Genomic DNA, 18405 nt, shown 5'->3' on the forward strand with positions numbered 1-18405 from the left:
GGCTGGTCGCGTGCCGGGCCGGCAGTTCGGCGCGGACGTCACGCAGCGAGTCCCGGGCACGAAATGAGCGTAGTGGTCGAGGGCGGCACCCCATGCCGCCGCCCCGTCGGCTGAGCGGCGCCGCACCCGCGGGCGACCCGGTGAGGGGCTCCACCGCCACGGCTGTGTCACACAGTCCTGCCCCGCATGGTCTTTCTGTTGTCGAACAACAAACAGAGGGACCAATGCGTGAGATTTTGATTGTCGGTGGCGGCTACGCGGGCTTCTACGCCGCATGGGGCCTTGAGAAGAAGCTGCGTAGGGGTGAGGCACGGGTCACAGTTGTCGACCCGCGTCCCTATATGACGTACCAGCCCTTCCTGCCGGAGGTGACCGCTGGGTCGGTCGAGGCTCGTCACGCTGCCGTGTCGTTGCGGCGACACCTGCGCAATACCCGGCTGATTGCGGGGACCGTGACCGAGGTCCGTCACGCAGACCGGACGGTGGCCGTCCGGCCTGTGAGCGGAGCGGAATACGAACTTCAATACGACACCCTTGTGGTTACTGCCGGTGCCGTGACCCGCACCTTCCCCATACCCGGGCTGGCCCAGCAGGCGATAGGCCTGAAGCACGTGGAAGAGGCGGTGGCCATACGCGACCGGCTCATGACGGCGCTCGACCAGGCCGCGTCACTGCCGCCTGGTGCCGAGCGGCGAAAGCTGCTCACCGTCACGTTCGTGGGCGGCGGGTTTTCCGGCGTCGAGGGCTTCGGTGAACTGCTGTCGCTCGCGACTGCGATGGTCAAGTTCTACCCGGAACTCAGCTTCGACGATTTGTCGTTCCATCTGGTTGAGGCCCGCGGTCGAATCCTTCCCGAGGTGGGAGACGGGCCCGGTGCCTGGGTGGTGCGCTCTTTGGAACGCCGTGGCGCGCACGTTCACCTGAACACTCAGCTGCTCTCCGTAGAAGACGGCCATGTCGTGCTTTCCAGCGGAGAGGAATTCGATTCCGCGCTGATTGTCTGGACCGCCGGCAACGCCTCGAATCCGGTCGTGCACAACCACACGGATCTGCCTGTCGACGGGCGGGGACTGCTCGTGGTCCGGCCCGATCTCCGTGTGGGTACCGACAGCGAACCCGTGCCGGATGTGTGGGCGGCCGGAGACGATGCGGCTGTTCCCGACTTGGCTTCGCCCATACCGGGGGCGCACACGGTGCCGAACGCCCAGCACGCCGTGCGGCAGGGCAAGCAACTTGCGAAAAACATCGCGGCAAGCCTCCAGGGTGGCAGAACCCGAAACTACCGCCACAGCAGTCTGGGAGTGGTAGCGACGCTTGGCCTCGGACGAGGCATTTTCCAGTACAAGCGCATCGTCATCAGGGGATTTCCCGCCTGGCTGATGCACCGGGGCTATCACGTCCTGGCTGTGCCCAGCTGGGAGCGCAAGATCCGTGTTCTCGCGGTATGGCTCACTGCCGCACTGTGGGGTAGGGATCTCGTCTCCCTCGCCGCCGTTGAGAATCCACGGGACGCGTTCGTCACGGCCGCCGATCCGCACCGCTCCGACGAGAGTCGGGCGAGCGACTACCCGAGCGTATGAGCATGTGGTTCGTGGATGGTGGTAAGGGTATGAGTGGTGGAGGTTCGGGGGGCGAAGTACAGAAAGGCGGCAAGGGGGAAAAGGTCGCTGAATGGGCTGGCAGACGACGGGGTGTGCGCAGCCCCCTCAGGGCCGGTCTGCGAAGGGCGTTCCCGGATCACTGGTCGTTCGTACTGGGAGAGATCTGTCTCTACAGCTTCTTCATCGTCATTGTTACCGGCGTGTATCTGGCGCTGTACTTCCATCCGTCAATGAATGAAATAGAGTACAACGGAAGCTATGCGCCGCTGAAGGGGCGGATCGTTTCTGAGGCATTCGATTCGACTATGCACATCTCCTTCGACGTTCGCGGCGGTCTGTTGATCCGGCAGGCCCACCACTGGGCGGCGCTGGTATTTCTCGCCACCATGCTCATCCATATGATGCGTGTATTCTTTACGGGCGCTTTCCGCAAGCCTCGCGAATTCACTTGGCTGTTCGGATTCCTGCTGCTGGTGCTTGGAATGTTCGAGGGGTTGACCGGATACGACCTTCCGGGTGACCTTCTTTCTGGGACCGGAATCGCGGTCATCAACGGGGTAATCCTGTCCATTCCGGTGGTCGGAACCTACCTCTCGATGTTCCTCTTCGGAGGCGAGTTCCCGGGAACCGATCTGGTGGCACGCTTCAACACAATCCATGTTCTGCTCATCCCTGCGTTCATGGTGGGGCTGCTCGTAGTTCACCTGCTCCTGGTTCTTTACCACAGGCAAGCGCAGTATCCAGGTGCGGGACGGAGTAACAAGAACGTAGTGGGGCTGCCGTTCAAGGTGCGCGCCGTAAAGTCCGCGGGAGTTTTCTTTCTGGTCGCCGGTGTCATCGTCGTCATCGCTGCGGTGGCACAGATCAACCCGATCTGGCTGTACGGTCCCTACCGTGCCGACCAGGTTTCGGCCGGTTCGCAGCCCGACTGGTATATGGGCGTAATGGACGGGCTGTTGCGGGTCATGCCTGGATGGGAAGTGGGTTTCTGGGGTCACCCCCTGGCTCTGGACAACCTGATCCCACTGGCGGCGGGCGCCGGCCTCTTCGTTGCCATGGGTGCATACCCGTTCATCGAGTCCTGGGTGACCGGTGACGACCGTGAGCAGAATCTTCTCGACAGACCGCGCAACCGTCCTGTGCGAACGGCGCTCGGCGTAGCATGGCTGAGCCTTTATCTGGTGGCTCTGGTCGGTGCCGCGAACGATATCATCGCCATTCGCTTCCATGTCTCGGTCGAATCAGTGACGTGGGCAGTTCGCGTCGGCCTCGTCATCGTGCCGTTTCTGGCCTATTCCGTAACGAAGCGGTGGGCACTCGGTCTTCAGCGCAGAGATCGCGACAAGGTGCTGCACGGTCGCGAGACCGGCATCATCAAGCGGTTGCCACACGGTGAATTCATCGAGGTGCGCGAGCCGCTCAGTCAAGAACAACTCCACGTTCTCACACAGCATGAGCAATACAAGCCGATCGGTTCCAGCGCTGCGGGTGGCGCGGGAGACCCGGGTGCCGGACCCCGTCTTGCTCAACGCCTGCGTGCCAGGCTCAGTCGGAGCTTCTACGGCGAAGGCGCACAGATCCCCAAGCCGACCGCGCAGGAGTACAAGGAGATCACCGGCAATCACCGACGCTGATCGCCCTGTACACGTGTCGATCGGCCGCTGAACCATGCGCGGTGCTTCGGGGCGGGTCACCTCGACCCGCCTGCGGCGTCCGGCTTTCGCGGGGCCCGGGAATATGGCCCCGCGAGGCCGTGCGGCTGTTGCATTCGCTCAGGTGGCGACCCCGGAGGCGGTCACCTGACGCGCCTGAAGGTGAGCGGACCGGCGTGCCGCCATGGCGTATCCCTTCATACCGTACGAGGTCATTCGGCAAGCTTTCCGTCGGTCGAGACCTCTTCCATCAGTGAGGAGATCTCGTCCGGGATGGGCGGAATGCTCTCGCGGGTGATACCAGTCGTGGGGGACCAGACGAGATTGACCTGCTGAGCGGGATCCAGGGCGGGGTAGTCGCTGCGGTTGTGGCAGCCGCGAGTCTCGCGGCGCTCCAGTGCCGCTTCGAGGGTGGCCCTGGCTGACAGGGCGGCGGACTTGAGATCAAAGGCGTGTGCGAGATCCTGGAAGCCGGCGATGTCCGGGTGCACGCCGACGTCCTCCATCCTCTTCTCGATCGCCGCGAGCTCCGTCAGCCCGGCGCGCAGGCCTTCTTCGTCGCGTACGACTCCCGCATGCTCGGTCATGGTGTTGCGTATGGCGCGCTGCAGGGCGCGGACGTTCTCCCGTCCGTCGGCCGCGAGAAGATCGTCGATCTCCGCGCGGGCCTGCGCGATGGCAGACGCCGACCGCGGCTGGGCGGTCAGGGACTCCGAGTAGGCAGCGGCCGCCTGGCCCGTGATGCGGCCGAAGACCAGCAGCTCGATGAGGCTGTTTCCCCCGAGGCGATTGGCGCCGTGCAGTCCACTCGACGCCTCACCGATGGCGTACAGGCCACGGACGTCGGTGCTGTGGTCCGCGGGACGTACCCATACCCCACCCATCGAGTAGTGCGCAGTGGGCGCGATCTCGATCGGTTCGCGGGTGATATCCAGCATCTGAAGGTCCATGAGCGTCTGGTAGACCCGAGGAAGCCGGTTCATGATCGTCTGCCGTGGCAGGTGCGAGACATCGAGCCACACTCCGCCCTTGGGCGTCCCACGCCCTTCCTTGATCTCGGTGTAGGAGGCCAGGGCCACGCGGTCGCGGGTGGACAGCTCCATGCGCGCTGGGTCGTAGCGGCTCATGAACCGCTCCCCAAGCGCGTTCCGCAGGATGCCGCCCTCACCCCGGGCGGCCTCGCTGACCAGGGTGCCGGCCGCGTTCTCCGGCTCGATGAGCCCGGAGGGGTGGAACTGAACCAGCTCGGGGTCGCGCAGCCGGGCTCCGGCATCCACGGCCAGGCGGAACGAGTCGCCCGTGTTCTCGTCGCGCCGCGAGGACGTGCGCCGCCAGATTCGGGTGTGGCCACCCGCCGCGAGAATGACGGCGTCGGCATGGATCAGGTAGCGCGTTCCACGGGTGAGGTCGAAGCCGTAAGCGCCGAAAACGGCCCCGTCGTGGACCAGAAGCCGGGTGATGTAGACGCCGTCGAGCACCGGTATGTTGAGCTGGTCCGCGCGTCTGATCAGCGTCCGCTGGATTTCCAGACCGGTGTAGTCGCCGGAGAAGGCGGTACGCCGGAACTTGTGTGCGCCGAAGAATCGCTGGGAGATGCGGTCGTCGTCTTCCCTGGCGAAGGCCATGCCGTAGCGTTCCAGGTCGTCGATGCCTCGGGCGGCGCCCTGGGTGACGATCTGCACGGTGCGGGGATCGGCCAGCAGATAACTCTCCTTGAGAGTATCGGCGGCGTGCTGCTGCCAGCTGTCCTCGGGATCCATGGTGCCCAAGGCCGCATTGATTCCTCCGGCAGCAAGTGCCGTATGAGCGTCGGCCTTGGGGCGCTTGCCGACCGCGACGACGTCAACGCCGATCTCGGCCAGTTCGATTGCTGCCCGTAGCCCCGCACCTCCGGTGCCGATCACCAACACCATGGTGGAAATACGCTGTTCCGTGATAGCCACGGTCTACTCCGATCGCCGGGGTTTGTCACTCACTACGACCAGACCGTCCGGGGAACTGTGACACCTTTCGGTGTCGGCGCTCCTGGGCCGGGTGGCATCGTCCGTCACCGGCCATGTGGATGTCCTCGTAGCGTGACGGCCCACGAGGTCTTGGACCGGAGCATGGTGTTTCGTCCGCTGATTGCATGATATAGGAGCAACATCCACGCCGTGACCTCGGAGTCAGTCCGGCGGCAGTCCCAAATCACCCATTTATGCGATGCGCCCCAGTGTCGCGCGACTCCGCTCAAATCACTCGATTATGCGATGCGCTTCGATGGCGCCCGATCCACTCTGGTCGGGTGACCGAGAAATGCTTCCCATTCAGGGAAAGCGAATGCACTCTTTGTATTGAGGGACGTTTTGAACCGATAGTCGGGCTGTGAGCCCACGAAGTGCCCGCCACGGATCGCAGCGAAGACCACAGGACCATGCACCTCGAACCGTCCCCCAAACCGAGTGATCTTGAAAAGGCTGTCTCTGTGTTTGTGCAGTGTCGGCCGCGTCTTTTCGGGATTGCCTACCGTGTGCTCGGCAGTGTGGCCGAGGCCGAGGACGTGGTGCAGGAGGTGTGGCTGCGCTGGCAGAAGACCGACCGTTGTGCGGTGGTGAGCCCGGTGGCCTTTCTTTCGAGCGCGACGACCCGTTTGGCCATCAATGTTGCGCAGTCGGCGCGTGTGCGTCGGGAGACCTATATCGGGCCGTGGTTGCCGGAGCCCGTTGACACGAGTGCGGATCCGGAGGTGGGTGCACAGCGTGGTGAGGTCCTGGAGCTGGCCCTGCTGCTGGTGTTGGAGAAGCTGAGCCCCGCTGAGCGGGCCGCGTACATATTGCGTGAGGCGTTCGATTACGGATATCCCGAGATCGCTGAGATCCTTCGGCGCAGTGTCGTCAATGTGCGGAAGATCGTGAGCCGTGCTCGCAGGCGCCTGTCGGAGGAACAGCGGGGGAGCGTGGACGCGGCGGAGCACCGACGCCTTCTGAACGCGTTCGTCTCGGCGGCGCGAACGGGGGATGTGGCCGCTCTGGAAGCCCTCCTGACCCCGGATGTCGTCAGTCTGTCCGACGGCAACGGGATCCGGGGCGCCGCTCGGGTACCCGTGCTGGGTCCTGCGCGTGTCGCCAACCTGGCGACCGCCCATCCACGGTTTTGGCGGGACGCGGATGTGCGGCTGGTCGATGCCAACGGCTGTACGGGCGTGATGATCTACCGGGACGGCGAGCCCTCTGCGATCTTGGCGCTGGCCGCGTCCAGGGAAGGCATCCACCGAGTGATGTGGGTGTTCAGCCAGAGCAAGATCGCCGCGTTCCTTGGCACGCGTTTCCGCTACGCCTCCCGCGCACTGCCCCACGTCGGGGCCCCCACCGGATGATCTGTGACCGGGGCAGGGCCGCGGAGACCCGAATCACAAACCTTCGGTGTCACGCCCTGCCGGGTTGTGCGGTCAGTGGTGTGTATCTGCATCCGAACCATGCGTATGCGCAACTCAGCCAAGGAGATCCCATGGAATCGCGTCTCAACTACTACGGCAATGCCGTCGCCGCCAAGGTGCTGAAGCACATCAACTCGGCCAGCAAGGTGTTGTCGGACTCCGCGCTGCCGGTCGCCACTCGGCATCTGGTGGAGATCCGGGCCAGCCAGATCAACGGCTGCGGCTTCTGCACCGACATGCACACCACAGAGGCCGCCCACGCCGGGGAGACCTCGGTGCGGCTCAACCTGATCGCCGCCTGGCGGGAGGCGACGGTCTTCACCGAGGCCGAACGCGCCGCGCTGGAACTGGCCGAGCAGGGCACCCGAATCACGGACGCTGCCGGTGGGGTCACGGACGAGGCCTGGGCGAACGCCGCCAAGCACTACGACGAGGACCAGCTCGTCGCGCTGATCTCCCTCATCGCTGTCATCAACAGCTACAACCGCATCAACATCATCAACCGGCAGCCGGCCGGCGGCTACAAGGTCGGCCAGTTCGGCTGAGTCAGGACGTCCGGCCCGGCCGGATGTGTACGTCCGTCTCCCCGTCTCCCCGTCGCCCCGACCTCGAGCGGGGAGGCGGGCTTCCGGCGTCTCGGTATTGCTGCCCTGGTGCGCCGGCAGCGGGCCGTCATCCTTGGCCCAGGCGTACGCGGTACGCCCCGAACGCTTCAGCCGTCGGCGTGTCACAGATGCGGGCCGTGCTCTGTCTCCATGGTGAGGCAAGTTGCCCGAGCCCGGAATCGGCGACGCGAGATCGTCCGTTCCGGGCAAGCCTACGGAGGTACAGCACAGTGCACGAGCACGGGATGGAATCAGTGAGCGGGCTTGGACCCAAGATGCTGGCGGACGTCAAGCCGCCCTTCATTCCCGAGGGCGCTTCGGGGATGACCGTCCTTGTCGAGTGGCCCCCCGGTGACCCCGGGACTCCTCCACACCGTCACTCGGGGCCCTGTTTCGGCTACGTGATCGAGGGCGCGGTCCGGTGGGAGCTCGAGGGCGAGGCGGAGCACGTGATCAAGGCTGGGGAGACATTCTGGGAGCCTGGCGGCGACGTGATCCACTATCAGAACGGCAACGCGTCGTCGGACGCGCCGGCCAAGTACATCGTGTTCATGATGTGCGCGCCGGGCCAGCCGATGCTCACGCTGGTCGACGACGAGGAACTGGAGGAGCGGGCCCACCTGCGCGCCCCGAGGCCCACCGACTGACCCGGCCTCGCTTGCGCAGGCCGTCCGCGGCAGGGTGAGAGGGCGGCGCGGGGGCCGAGAAGCGCCGGGTGAAAGGGGCAATCACGGGCGATGCCAGAGGTACCGGCGTTGAGGGGGCATATGGCTGTGCGGCATGCTTGACCCATGCGCAGCACAGACCCCGCGGGTGGCCGGGTCCGCGGGCGCGAGAACCGGGCCGTGACCGGGCTGCGCCTGAGGGGCCGAGGCCGCGAGGTTACCGCTCTCCGTGAGACCCTGGGCTCGGTGCGTGACGGGTGGGGTGCCTGTGTCGTCGTAGAAGGCGCGCGTGGTGTCGGCAAGAGCCGCCTGCTCGCGGAGCTGGACGCACTGGCGCGGCGGCTCGGCTTCGATGTGGTGTCTCTACGGGCCGACGAGCTCGACCAGTACGCCGCAGGAGCCGCCTTGCGGTCCGCGCTGCTGTCCTCCGACGATTTCGACCATGCCGCCCCGTCCGCCGACGACCAGCGGCTCTGGTTGCTGGACAGCATCGCGGACGCCCTGGAGGACCGGGCCCGCCGCGGGCCGCTGGCCGTGCTCGTGGACGACGCGCAGTGGGCCGATCCGGCTACGCTCTTCGTGCTGCGTACCCTGCCTGGACGGCTGGCCGCCTCACGGATCCTGTGGGTGCTGGCGGTGCGGCCGGAGACCGAGCGGCCGACCGTCGCCAGGGTGCGGGAGGAGTTCGAACACCTCGGAGCCCGTTGGCTGGCCCTCGGCCCCCTGCCGCTTCAGGAGTTGGAGCGCATCGCCGCCGACATGCTCGGGGCGAAGCCGTCACCCGGTCTGGCCAAGGCGCTGCGCGGCGTCGCGGGCAACCCGTTCCTGGCGACCGAACTGGTACGCGCTTTTGCCGACACGGATGCGATCAAAGTGGAGGGGGGAGTGGCGACACTCCTGCACGAGGGCATCCCCGCCGGTTTCCGGCTGACTGTCGCCTCGCGTCTGGCCCGGCTCCCGGAGGATGCCGTGCGACTGCTCCAGATCGGGTCCGTTCTCGGCCACGAATTCGACCTCGGCACGGCCGCCCGGATGCTCGGCAGGCCGGTCGGCAGCCTGCTGTCGGGTGTCGAGGCCGCCCGGACCGCCGGCGCGCTCCTGGCCGACGGCCCGCGACTCGCGTTCCGCCACGACCTCATACGGCAGGCTGTCCACGAGAACCTGCCTTTGGCCGTACGCACCGCGCTGCACCGGGAGGCGGCTGACCTCCTGCGCGTCACCGGGGCAAGGTCGGCGGAAGTGGCCTGGCACGTGGTGATGTCGGGCGGCCCGGTCGACGAGGACTCCGTGACCACGGTGCACACCGCCGTACGGGAACTGTCGTCGACGGCCCCCGACGCGGCTGCCGACTTCGCTCAGCGAATCGCCGGCCTGCTGCCCCCGCACGACCGGCGTCGAATCGCCCTGCTCACCGACGCCGCCGAGTATCTCGGCCGGACTCGCCGGGTTCACGAGGCGCTCGCCCTGGTCGACGCCACCCTTTCGGACGGTCTCGAGCCGTTGCAGGAGGCGCGCCTACGCCTGGTGGCCGCCGAGATCCACCAGGCCGTGGGCGACGACGCCGCCGCGATGACACACCTCCAGCAGGGCCTGGACCTTCCCGCGCTTCCGCCCGATCTGCGCATCCGGCTGCTGAAGACCAAGGCGACGAGCCACATATACCTCGGGGACATCACCGCCGCCGAGCAGACCGACACCGGGCTCGTCGAGGCCGCCTACCGCAGCCATGATCCGGCCCTCGTCGTCAGTGCCATGGTGTTCCAGTCGCAGACGTTCTTCTACCGCGGGCGTCTTGCCCGCGCCCTCGAGCTGGCCGAGGCGGCGGCCGCTCGCGCCGGCGCGGAGTCCGCCGTGCTCTATCTGCGGCCCCCGCGGATCCCGGCGCTGTGGCTTGCGACGGTGCTGACCGCCACCGACCGGCTCGCGGACACCGGGCGGATCCTGCGGGAGGGACAGCGCGAGGCGGAGGCGCTGGGCCTCGGATGGTCACTTCCCCACTGGCATCTCAGCCGTGCCTGCTCGCTGCTCGAACAGGGAGCGCTGGACGACGCGGCGGTGGAGGCCGAAACCAGTCTGGCGGTGGCGGCCGAACTCGAGATCACTCAGCCGAATCCGCGGGCCCGCTCCGTACTGGCGTTGGTGGAGGTCAGACGTGGTGACCTCGCCAGGGCCAGGGGTCATCTCCGCGCCGTCGAAGCGGATCCCGGCACGAAGACGCAGCGCTACGGCCTCTGGGTGTCGCTCGCGCGTGCCTGTCTCGCGGACGCGGAGGGCCGGGGAGCCGCGGCGGCAGCGGCACTCGCGGGCAGCTTCGGCGACCGTGAGCCGGCGCGGTTGCTTGCGGTACCTCCGTCCCACTGGCCCGCGATCGTACGTATCGCGCTGCGCGGCGGGGACCCATCGGTCGCGCGGACCGTGTCCGGCGCGCTGCGCAGGCTGACCGCACAGGACGACAGCCAACAGATCATCAGTGCGGCCCGCGCCCATGTGGACGGTCTGATCCACGGCGACCAACGCGCACTCGCGTCCGCCATCACCGCCTACCGGAGCACCGGCAGGCCGCTGGCCCTGGCCGCGGCCTGCGAGGACCTCGGCGAGCTCATGGCCGCGTCTGCTGATACGACGTCGGCCATCCCGTACTTCGAAGAAGCAAGTCAGCTTGCGTCGGCCTCGGACGCCCTACGCGATCACGAACGGATCAGGCGGCGCCTGCGGCGAATCGGCGTGCGCACCGGCGCCGTACAACAGCACACGACGAGCCTCGCGGAGTGGGGAAACCTGACCGAGTCCGAGCGGAAACTGATTCCGCTCGTCGTGGACGGCCTGACCAACCGGGCCATCGCCGATCGGCTCTACGTGTCTGTACACACCGTCAACACACACATGAGGCACATCTTCGCCAAGCTCGGCATCAACACGCGAGTCGAACTGACCCGGCTGGCGGTCGAACGCGGTGGCATCGCCGACGGGGCGGACTGAGCGCTGCCCTTGACGGCGGACCGGGCGGATCGGACCTTCGCCCACGCCCGTCTCGAGGGGATTCCCCGGGGGCTTTCCGGGGACGTTCCGCCGCGTCAGCAGGGAAGGCCCTGACAGCGCTGAAAGACACGAACGCACTGGTCAGGGCCCATCCCCTCAGCACTCGATGACGTTCACCGCGAGCCCGCCCCGCGCCGCCTCCTTGTACTTGACCGAGATATCGGCCGCTTTTGATCACGGGCGTGACCTTACTCAGCCCGCCGACCTGCCGGTACTGGGCGATCTGGGACCGGCCCTCAGGCAGCAGGGGGCTGAAGGGAGGCGATTGGCGCAGCGATGGTGCAACGCGGGCGGCCGTGGAGCATCCGGAACGGGGTTTATGAACCGAGAAATCGCTACTGTGGCGGCCTCGGACATGCTGGTGACAGATGCCCGCTCTTGTCGGGAGGTGCCAATCTTCGGCTCAGGCATTCCGCCGTCATGGGAGCGCCGCGTTGATGGGCACGCTGGGCTCATGGATACGCGTGTGCGGTCTGCCGAGGCCTTGCGCCGTTGTTGATTCAGGCCCAAGTGCGGACTGTCGCATCCCAAGTGCGGGTAGCGGCATCCCCTGTCAGCAAGGGTTCCGCGAAGGCGGTGACCTGCCGGACCACCTCCGTGAAGAGCTCCGGGAGGCCGACCATGGTGGGGCCCTGTCGGCGGCGCCAGGCGGTGTAGGAGGTTTGGCGGCGCTCGGCGAGGTCTGTGATTGCCGTGCTGAGAGGCTTCAGAGTGATGCTGCGGTGGGCGGCGGTGGCGGCCAGCGCCATGGTGAGTTCTTCGCCGTCGAGGTTGTTGAGGGCGATCAGGCGGTACAGGTCGGCGTAGTCCCGGTCGCGGGTGTTGAGGTCGCCGAGCGAGACCGCGGTGGAGAGTTTCTCGGCGATGACGGTGGCGATCGGGTAGCCGAGGATCTCAAAGCTCTCCGACGTGAGCTGTTGCGGGTAGTCAATGGTCTGTGGTGCAGGAGTGATGGGGTCGCCGAAGCTGACATCCAGTTGGAGCTTCAGCCGTGCGCGGGCGATGGACGCGGCCATGGACAGGCGCAGACCGTGGTACTCGTCTTCCTCGCGGATGGGAACGGTCTTGAGCGTCGTGGGGTCGAATGTGACTCCGTCGTCGACCTCGGTGCCGGAGATCGTGGCGATCCTGCGGATGATCTCGGCTTCGTCGGCGGGAAACGCGCGGCCGAGGATGTCGATGTCACGGGTCATCCGGCGGGCGCCGAACTGGGCGAGCAATAGGCCGCCCTTGAGGACGAAGTGTTCCTGGCCGAGGGGCGATGCGGACAAGCGGTAGAGGAAGCGTTCGAGTACGTACTCGACCATGGTCTCGTCGGTGGACCGGCCGCTGCGGCGGGCCAGGTTGCGCAGGTCGTTGTAGACCCGGCCGGCGGTGGTGTCGCGAGTCGGGTTGACCATCAGGCGAGCACCGCCTCTACGGCGGGGCGGACGACGGACAGCGCGCCCAATTCGCGGGCGATGTCCTGGAGTTCACTGACTCCGCCACGCCCGTTGCGGCGTAGGTAGCGGCCGAGCGCGGACAGGGCGAGGGTCTCGCCGATGCGGCTGCGATGTCGCATCGCGTCGACGACGCTGCGGGCGGGGCTGTACATGGGGATCGTCTCTCCCGGCGCTGCTTCGAACTGTTCGATGCCGAGGCTGAAGGTCTTGGCGGCGTACTGGGCCACTACGGTCGGCGGATAGGAGATCGTGGGGCGGCGTGAACCCCGTGGCACGGCGATGTGCACTGCTGAGGGGATGTCGTCGATCAGTTCGTGCAGGGCCAGGGCTGACTCACCGCACACGACCGCGCGAGGGGCTCGTGCGCACACGGCCAAGAGGTCCGCATACGCGGTCTCCGGTGCGTCGGCCCGCCGATACACGCCACGGGACAGTTCGTCTATTTCCCCCGTCGCAACCAGGGACGCCAGGTCGCGGGGTGACAGCAAAGCCTGACGCGCCTGTGCTGTGGTGAAGGTGGCGGAGAGTCCGGCCAGCCGTTGCTCCAGGCGCGAGCTTTCCACGGCATTCATGTATCAAATGGTACCCACAAATCCCTCGGAGGGGATCGATTTGATACAGCCTGTCGGCGCGGTGACGTCGGGGTGACGGCGCGTGCCCTTTGACGCCGCTCGGACGGCGGTGGTCCGGCGTGCGGTGAGTGCCACGAACCTCCAGGTCAGGCACCCGTCTCGAGAGGATTTCCCCAGGAACTCTTCAGGGGCTTTCATGCCTGTCGCAGGGAGGTTCCGGGGACGTTCCGCCGCGTCAGCAGGGAAGGCCCCGACAGCGCTGAAAGACACGAAAGCGCTGGTCAGGTCCCATCCCCTCAGCACTCGATGACGTTCACCGCGAGCCCGCCCCGCGCCGTCTCCTTGTACTTGACCGACATGTCGGCCGCTTTTGATCACGGGCGTGACCTGCGGATTTGGCTTGACGAGCCTGACTTGCGGCATGGCCGTGGACTTTTTGCCGTTGCCTGCCTACAAGGTATCCGACGGAGCAAGTTCGACTGCTTCCGTGGACCGCCGTAGCCTCTGATCTGCGGTTTTTCTTTTCCTTGGCCATGGAACGTTCCTCACACCGAGATGTGCCAGTCGCGGCAGCACGATCGATCATCATGACCCGCTGACAGCAGATGTGCGAGAGTGTCGGCTCAAGCGACCGAGGCCAAGGTTTCGGGAGCCCGAAGAAGCGGTCCTCGCCAGGGTGGATGAGATTTCCGGCAAGGGCAGGGTTCCTGGTCTGCTTGTGCAAATCGTCGTCGAAGAGGTCCTCGGCCATGGCCTGCGCCGACTCGGCCCGGTCTGCGGCGCGGTGACAGACGATCATGAGTGCCGGGTCCTCGCCGTGGGTGCGGGGCACCGGCAACGCGCCCGCACGGACGTCGACGGCCAGGTCGTCGAACGCCCGCGCCATCTGGAACCAGGTGCGGCCCGCCCCGGCATGTCTGGGCGCCGCCCGTCCCAGCGCTCCGACTCGGGCACCTGGTCCAATCGACTGGAAGCTGGTGTCGCCCGCGCGAGTGTGATGCGCCAGAAACCCTGAGGGTCATCGCAGCCGTGCCACGTGGATTGCTCGCCCGTGCCATCCGCACCGTCAACGGCGGAATCACTCGCCCCGAAACCGAACCCATTGCCACTGCGGCCACCCCTCCGACCGCCGAGTCCAACCCGCTGCACCAGCGCAACACCACGAAGACATCACCACCGTCGAGGTCCGCAGACTTCACCCCACCGAGTGAAGATCATCAACGGCATCCCGAAAGTGAGACAGAGTCGAACCATTGACACATCCCCCTTCCGCCATGTTGCATGAAGTCATGGAACATGGTGGTGAAGGGGAGATGGTCGACGGTTCCGCGACGGCGGGCGACGCGGCCCTTGCGGTCGCCGAGCTGAGCCGTCAGTTGGCGCACCCGCTGCGGGTCTTGGCGCTCACCCACGTCTCGCAGCACGGGCCCTGCCCGTTCAGCGAACTGGTCGAGGTGACCGGACAGTCGCAGGCCCAGGTCAGCAATCACCTCGCCGTGCTGCGCAAGGCCGGGCTGCTGGTCACCGAGCGCCAGGGCCGGCAGAGCCTCTACCGGCTGCCCAACGCCTACCTGGCGGAGGTGCTCGCCAACCTGCGCGCCGCCGCCGGAGTCACCTGCGCCGACACGCCGGACCTGCCCGGGCGTGGCGAGGCTCGCGGCTGCTACGACCACGTTGGCGGCCACCTTGGGGTCGGTGTACTGCGCACCCTGATCGACCGCGGCGCCCTCGTCGGCGATCCGCTCGACGACGGGGACCTCGCCGTCGGCCCTGCCGCGGGCGACGTGCTCCCCGACTTCGGCGTCGCGGAGTGGGAACCGCTGCTCGGCGCTCGCCGCCGTTTCGCCTACGGCTGCCCTGACTGGACCGAGAAGGCCCCTCACCTCGGGGGCGCACTCGGCGCCGCCGTCGCCCAGGGATTCCTCGCGCGGCAGTGGATCCGGCCCCGGCACGGCAGCCGCCGCCTCGACCTGACCGCCCTCGGCCGCGAGGCTCTGACCGCTGCCGGAGTGAGCGTCTGACTCTGTCCTCCTCCGACGCGCCCGTTCCCACCCAGTGACGGGCGCCATCCATCACCGTTCGACCCGGTCCAGGTGATCGGCTGGCCGGTGCGGGCTCCACCGTGCTCCGGTGCCCCACGCCCGCGGGCCCCCTTCCGCGCGCTCAACCTCGCGCGCACCGCTCCGTACGGCGGACCTCGTCTCCGCCCGGTCGGCCATCCGTCAGCGCCGCAGCCCGCGGCGCGCGGCCCCTTCCGCACCCCTGCCGTCCCGCTCGTCCAGTCCCGGGACTCCCGCTCCGCGCGCCCCTCCCCGGGCGCTCCCTCCCGTTCCGTACGTCCATGGAAGGTCTTCCATGCCCGAGAAGACAGCGTCAACCCTGCCCGCCGTATCCCCCCTTGCCCGCGTCGTGGGCACTCTTGCCGTCGCCGCTGCCACCCTGGCCGCCGAGTACGGCAGCGGCGTCAACCTCGTCCTCGTCAACGCCCTGGGCGCCCAGCCGGGCGTGACCTACCTCGTGCCGGTCGCCCTCGTCGCCGCCGGCTTCCTGCTCGGCCCCGCTGTGTGGCTCTTCGCCCGGTTCGCTCAGGCACTGCCCCGCGCTGGGTCGGTCTACGTCTGGATGACTCGCACCGTCGGACTCCGCACCGGCTTCGCCGCCAGCGCCCTCTACGTGGTCGGAGTCGTCGGTTCGATCGGATTCCAGAGCTACGGCTTCGCCGTCTTCCTCGGCAGCCTGCTGAAGGCCGTCGGCTGGACATCCGGCGCCGATCTCGCCCAGAGCCCCGGCGGCCACATCGTGCTCGGCGCCGGCCTCCTACTCGTCTTCACCCTGCTTCAGCTCGGCGGTATCCGCTCCTTTGGGCGCGTCATGGCCGTCATGCTCGCCATGGTGCTCGGCGTCGTCGTGCTGACCGTCGCGGTCTGCCTGGCCGGTGACCCGCACGCCTTCGCCGCACACGCCGCGACCCTCCTCGGCCACCCCGTGCACCGCCCCGCCGACGACACCCCCAGCCTCAGCGCGTTCCTCGGCGTCCTGGTGCTCTTCATCTACTCCTACGGCGGCGTGAGCGCCGCGCCCTCCCTCGGCGGCGAGACGCGTGACGGCGGCACCCTGGCCCGCGGACTGGTGCGTGGCTGGGCCGTGGCCATTGTGCTGTACGGTGTCGTGGCCACTTCCGTCTTCCACGCCGTTCCCTGGTACGCCGTGCACCCGCTGGCGGAGGCCGGCCACCAGGACGCTGCCTCCATCCCCGGCATCATCGCCGTGCTCGCCCCGCGCGCCGTCACAGTCGTCTTCGACCTTTTCGTCGTCGTGGTGGCAGGCAAGACCGTCGCGCCGCTGATGGTCGACTGCTCCCGCGTGATGTACGCGTGGAGCCAGGACGGACTGCTGCCCGCCGCCTGCGCCCGCACCACCCGTCGGCAGGTCCCCGTCGTTCCCGTCCTGGTCACGGCTGTGCTGGGCCTGATCTTCCTCGTGGAGGAGGCCACCGCCGGCTTCCAGATCGGCATCGCCTTGCGTTCGGTGACGTTCATGCTGGTGATCGCCGTCGTGGGTGTCGGCTGGCTCGGCCTGAGGCTGCGCCCGGCGGCCCTCCGCCCGCAGTGGGCGCAGGCCCTCGTCGAGCGCCCCGAACTGCTCTTCGCCGCTCCGGCCGCGATCGTCGTCTCCGTCATCATGATCGCCAAGGGCTTTGTGCAGCCGGACACCCCGCTGCTGCTCCAGCCCGCGATGCAGGCACTGGCCACTCTGGTCGTCGCGGTCGTGCTGTGGGTGACCGCGAAACGCCGCCGCGCGGCCATCAGCCTCGTTCCCGAACCCGCCGACACGTCCGTCGCCCCCTGACCGCACCCTGGCAAAGCCGGACACCCGAAAGGAAGTCGATCACCGATGTTTCCCGAAGTTCACTTCGTCACCGTCTTCGCCGACGGACCCGGCGGCGGCAACCCGGCGCCGATCGTGGTCGACGCGGCCACGATGACCGACGAGGAGATGCGGGACGTCGCCCGCCGCTCCGGCCACGAGAGCGGCTTCGTCCTGCCCGCGCCGGTCGGCTCCGGCTGCGACCTCGCCCTGCGCTTTTGGGTGCCGAACCATGAGATGTCGATGTGCGGCCACGTCACCGTCGGCGCCCTGTGGCTGCTGGATCGGCTCGGTCGCCTACCCGGCGACGAGGTCCGCGTGTTCACCCCCAGCGGCATCGTCCTCGGCTGGCTCGGCGGCCCGGTCGGGCGGCGCACCGTGGAGATCAGTCAGCCTCTCGGCGCCGTCGAGCCCCTGGCGGACGACCGGGTCGAGTTCCTGCTCGATGTGCTCGGCATCACGCGGGACGACCTCGCCCCGGCGCCGGTGCAAAACGCCAGCACCAGCCGGGTCAAGACCCTGCTGCCGCTCGCCTCCCCCGCTCTTCTGGACGCCCTACGGCCCGACTTCGACCGCGTCGAGGAGGCCTGCACCCTGGTGGACTCCACTGGCCTCTACCCCTACGCGGTGAGTGATCCAGGCCGCCCGGTCTTCGACGCCCGCCAGTTCCCCCGGTCCTCCGGCTACCCCGAGGACGCCGCCACCGGCATCGCCGCCACCGCGCTCGTCACCGGCCTGCTCGCCGCCGACCGCGTCGCCCCGAACGCCGGGGCGGTGCATGTTCGCCAGGGCCGGGCCATGGGCCGCCCCTCCCGCATTGACGTGCGCTTCGCGCGCGACGGTGACGCGGTCACCGGCCTGCGGCTGGGCGGCGCCGTGGCCCTCGCTGACGGCGCTGAGAGGAGCACCCGTTGACCCCCGAGGCACGGCTCGCGGCCCTCGGCCTGACGCTGCCCGAACCACCCCGCCCCCACGGCGACTACCAGCCCGTCGCCGTGCACGGGGGCATCGCCCTGGTCAGCGGGCAACTCTCCCGGGAGGGCGACGGCGTGGTGCGTGGCCCCGTCGGCCCCGCAACCGCGCCGGAGACCCTCGCCCGTGCCGGTCGGGCCTGCACGTTGCGCGCCCTGAGCGCCCTGCGGCATGAACTGGGCGGCCTTCACGCTGTCGAACGGGTCCTGCACCTGCGGGGGTTCGTCAACGCCGAGCCCGCCTTCGAAGAGCACAGCCGCGTCCTCGACACCGTGTCCCGGCTGCTACACGATGTCTTCGGCGAGCGCGGCCGGCACGCCCGCACCGCGGTCGGCGTCTCCAGCCTGCCGAGCAGGGGACTGCTCGAGATCGAGCTGACCTTGGCCGTCGCCAGGAGGAAAGCAAGACCCGCTTGCGCAGGAGACTCTGGGTGACGCTGGGCCCTCTGTGGGTGATCACGAAGAGCCCCGCGAGTCCTCATGTTGGGGCAGCTTTGGGACGAGGCCGCTGGGATCAAGGGGGCCCGCATAGGATCGGCCTGGGCGTTTCTGCCATGACCCTGATGCGATGTCAGA

At 67.9% G+C, this 18405-nt stretch carries 14 protein-coding genes; 11 read left to right on the forward strand and 3 right to left on the reverse strand.

The window, feature by feature from the left end:
• Positions 1-224: 224 nt before the first annotated feature.
• Together ACZ4WQ_RS20545 and qcrB are read left to right on the forward strand one after the other, a co-directional pair.
• Positions 225-1580, forward strand: coding sequence for an NAD(P)/FAD-dependent oxidoreductase (locus tag ACZ4WQ_RS20545; RefSeq protein WP_311730345.1), 1356 nt, complete (start codon positions 225-227; stop codon positions 1578-1580).
• A gap of 29 nt (positions 1581-1609) precedes the next feature.
• Positions 1610-3235: a cytochrome bc1 complex cytochrome b subunit gene (gene qcrB / locus ACZ4WQ_RS20550; protein WP_398371852.1), complete on the forward strand. Its 1626-nt coding sequence runs from the start codon at positions 1610-1612 to the stop codon at positions 3233-3235.
• Between the two features lie 230 nt (positions 3236-3465).
• On the opposite strand, the gene ACZ4WQ_RS20555 is transcribed toward qcrB, so the two are convergent.
• Positions 3466-5166, reverse strand: a complete 1701-nt coding sequence (locus ACZ4WQ_RS20555; protein WP_311730392.1) for an L-aspartate oxidase — start codon at positions 5164-5166, stop codon at positions 3466-3468.
• Positions 5167-5666: 500 nt separating this feature from the next.
• Between ACZ4WQ_RS20555 and ACZ4WQ_RS20560 the strand changes: the two genes are divergently transcribed.
• The 4 genes from ACZ4WQ_RS20560 (at position 5667) to ACZ4WQ_RS20575 (ending at position 10917) form a co-directional block, all read left to right on the forward strand.
• On the forward strand, positions 5667-6608 hold the full coding sequence (locus tag ACZ4WQ_RS20560) for a sigma-70 family RNA polymerase sigma factor (RefSeq protein ID WP_385344298.1): 942 nt from the start codon (positions 5667-5669) through the stop codon (positions 6606-6608).
• A 131-nt stretch (positions 6609-6739) separates the two neighbouring features.
• The gene (locus ACZ4WQ_RS20565; protein WP_311730343.1) at positions 6740-7213 is read left to right on the forward strand and encodes a carboxymuconolactone decarboxylase family protein; all 474 of its coding nucleotides are present in this window, start codon (positions 6740-6742) and stop codon (positions 7211-7213) included.
• 335 nt (positions 7214-7548) lie between these two features.
• The gene (locus ACZ4WQ_RS20570; protein ID WP_358847374.1) at positions 7549-7920 is read left to right on the forward strand and encodes a cupin domain-containing protein; all 372 of its coding nucleotides are present in this window, start codon (positions 7549-7551) and stop codon (positions 7918-7920) included.
• A 144-nt stretch (positions 7921-8064) separates the two neighbouring features.
• Entirely contained in the window at positions 8065-10917 is a 2853-nt protein-coding gene (locus ACZ4WQ_RS20575) for a helix-turn-helix transcriptional regulator (RefSeq protein WP_398371691.1), read from the forward strand.
• Positions 10918-11477: 560 nt separating this feature from the next.
• Here the strand turns inward: ACZ4WQ_RS20575 and ACZ4WQ_RS20580 are convergent.
• Both ACZ4WQ_RS20580 and ACZ4WQ_RS20585 read right to left on the reverse strand, forming a co-directional pair.
• Positions 11478-12377 carry a nucleotidyl transferase AbiEii/AbiGii toxin family protein gene (locus tag ACZ4WQ_RS20580; RefSeq protein ID WP_398371693.1) on the reverse strand — a complete coding sequence of 300 codons (900 nt, stop codon included), beginning with the start codon at positions 12375-12377 and terminating at the stop codon, positions 11478-11480.
• On the reverse strand, positions 12377-12991 hold the full coding sequence (locus ACZ4WQ_RS20585) for a type IV toxin-antitoxin system AbiEi family antitoxin domain-containing protein (protein ID WP_398371695.1): 615 nt from the start codon (positions 12989-12991) through the stop codon (positions 12377-12379). The genes ACZ4WQ_RS20580 and ACZ4WQ_RS20585 overlap by 1 nt, the downstream gene beginning before the upstream one ends.
• Before the next feature lie 676 nt (positions 12992-13667).
• Between ACZ4WQ_RS20585 and ACZ4WQ_RS20590 the strand changes: the two genes are divergently transcribed.
• The 5 genes from ACZ4WQ_RS20590 (at position 13668) to ACZ4WQ_RS20610 (ending at position 18264) form a co-directional block, all read left to right on the forward strand.
• Entirely contained in the window at positions 13668-14006 is a 339-nt protein-coding gene (locus ACZ4WQ_RS20590; protein ID WP_468022328.1) for a hypothetical protein, read from the forward strand.
• A gap of 274 nt (positions 14007-14280) precedes the next feature.
• Complete coding sequence (locus ACZ4WQ_RS20595) at positions 14281-15012, forward strand: ArsR/SmtB family transcription factor (RefSeq protein WP_158104741.1); 732 nt, start codon at positions 14281-14283, stop codon at positions 15010-15012.
• A 334-nt stretch (positions 15013-15346) separates the two neighbouring features.
• The gene (locus tag ACZ4WQ_RS20600) at positions 15347-16840 is read left to right on the forward strand and encodes an APC family permease (protein ID WP_468022329.1); all 1494 of its coding nucleotides are present in this window, start codon (positions 15347-15349) and stop codon (positions 16838-16840) included.
• A 45-nt stretch (positions 16841-16885) separates the two neighbouring features.
• Positions 16886-17773, forward strand: a complete 888-nt coding sequence (locus tag ACZ4WQ_RS20605) for a PhzF family phenazine biosynthesis protein (protein ID WP_398371700.1) — start codon at positions 16886-16888, stop codon at positions 17771-17773.
• Entirely contained in the window at positions 17770-18264 is a 495-nt protein-coding gene (locus ACZ4WQ_RS20610) for a RidA family protein (RefSeq protein ID WP_398371702.1), read from the forward strand. Before ACZ4WQ_RS20605 ends, ACZ4WQ_RS20610 begins: the two co-directional genes overlap by 4 nt.
• Positions 18265-18405: the final 141 nt, after the last annotated feature.

This window comes from Streptomyces sp. NPDC028305, from assembly GCF_055569495.1.

Coding starts and splice junctions, on each gene's coding strand:
- ACZ4WQ_RS20545 (WP_311730345.1), top strand. CDS start 225: ATGCGTGAGATTTTGATTGTCGGTGGCGGCTACGCGGGCTTCTACGCC.
- qcrB (WP_398371852.1), top strand. CDS start 1,610: ATGAGTGGTGGAGGTTCGGGGGGCGAAGTACAGAAAGGCGGCAAGGGG.
- ACZ4WQ_RS20555 (WP_311730392.1), bottom strand. CDS start 5,166: ATGGTGTTGGTGATCGGCACCGGAGGTGCGGGGCTACGGGCAGCAATC.
- ACZ4WQ_RS20560 (WP_385344298.1), top strand. CDS start 5,667: ATGCACCTCGAACCGTCCCCCAAACCGAGTGATCTTGAAAAGGCTGTC.
- ACZ4WQ_RS20565 (WP_311730343.1), top strand. CDS start 6,740: ATGGAATCGCGTCTCAACTACTACGGCAATGCCGTCGCCGCCAAGGTG.
- ACZ4WQ_RS20570 (WP_358847374.1), top strand. CDS start 7,549: ATGCTGGCGGACGTCAAGCCGCCCTTCATTCCCGAGGGCGCTTCGGGG.
- ACZ4WQ_RS20575 (WP_398371691.1), top strand. CDS start 8,065: ATGCGCAGCACAGACCCCGCGGGTGGCCGGGTCCGCGGGCGCGAGAAC.
- ACZ4WQ_RS20580 (WP_398371693.1), bottom strand. CDS start 12,377: ATGGTCAACCCGACTCGCGACACCACCGCCGGCCGGGTCTACAACGAC.
- ACZ4WQ_RS20585 (WP_398371695.1), bottom strand. CDS start 12,991: ATGAATGCCGTGGAAAGCTCGCGCCTGGAGCAACGGCTGGCCGGACTC.
- ACZ4WQ_RS20595 (WP_158104741.1), top strand. CDS start 14,281: ATGGAACATGGTGGTGAAGGGGAGATGGTCGACGGTTCCGCGACGGCG.
- ACZ4WQ_RS20600 (WP_468022329.1), top strand. CDS start 15,347: ATGCCCGAGAAGACAGCGTCAACCCTGCCCGCCGTATCCCCCCTTGCC.
- ACZ4WQ_RS20605 (WP_398371700.1), top strand. CDS start 16,886: ATGTTTCCCGAAGTTCACTTCGTCACCGTCTTCGCCGACGGACCCGGC.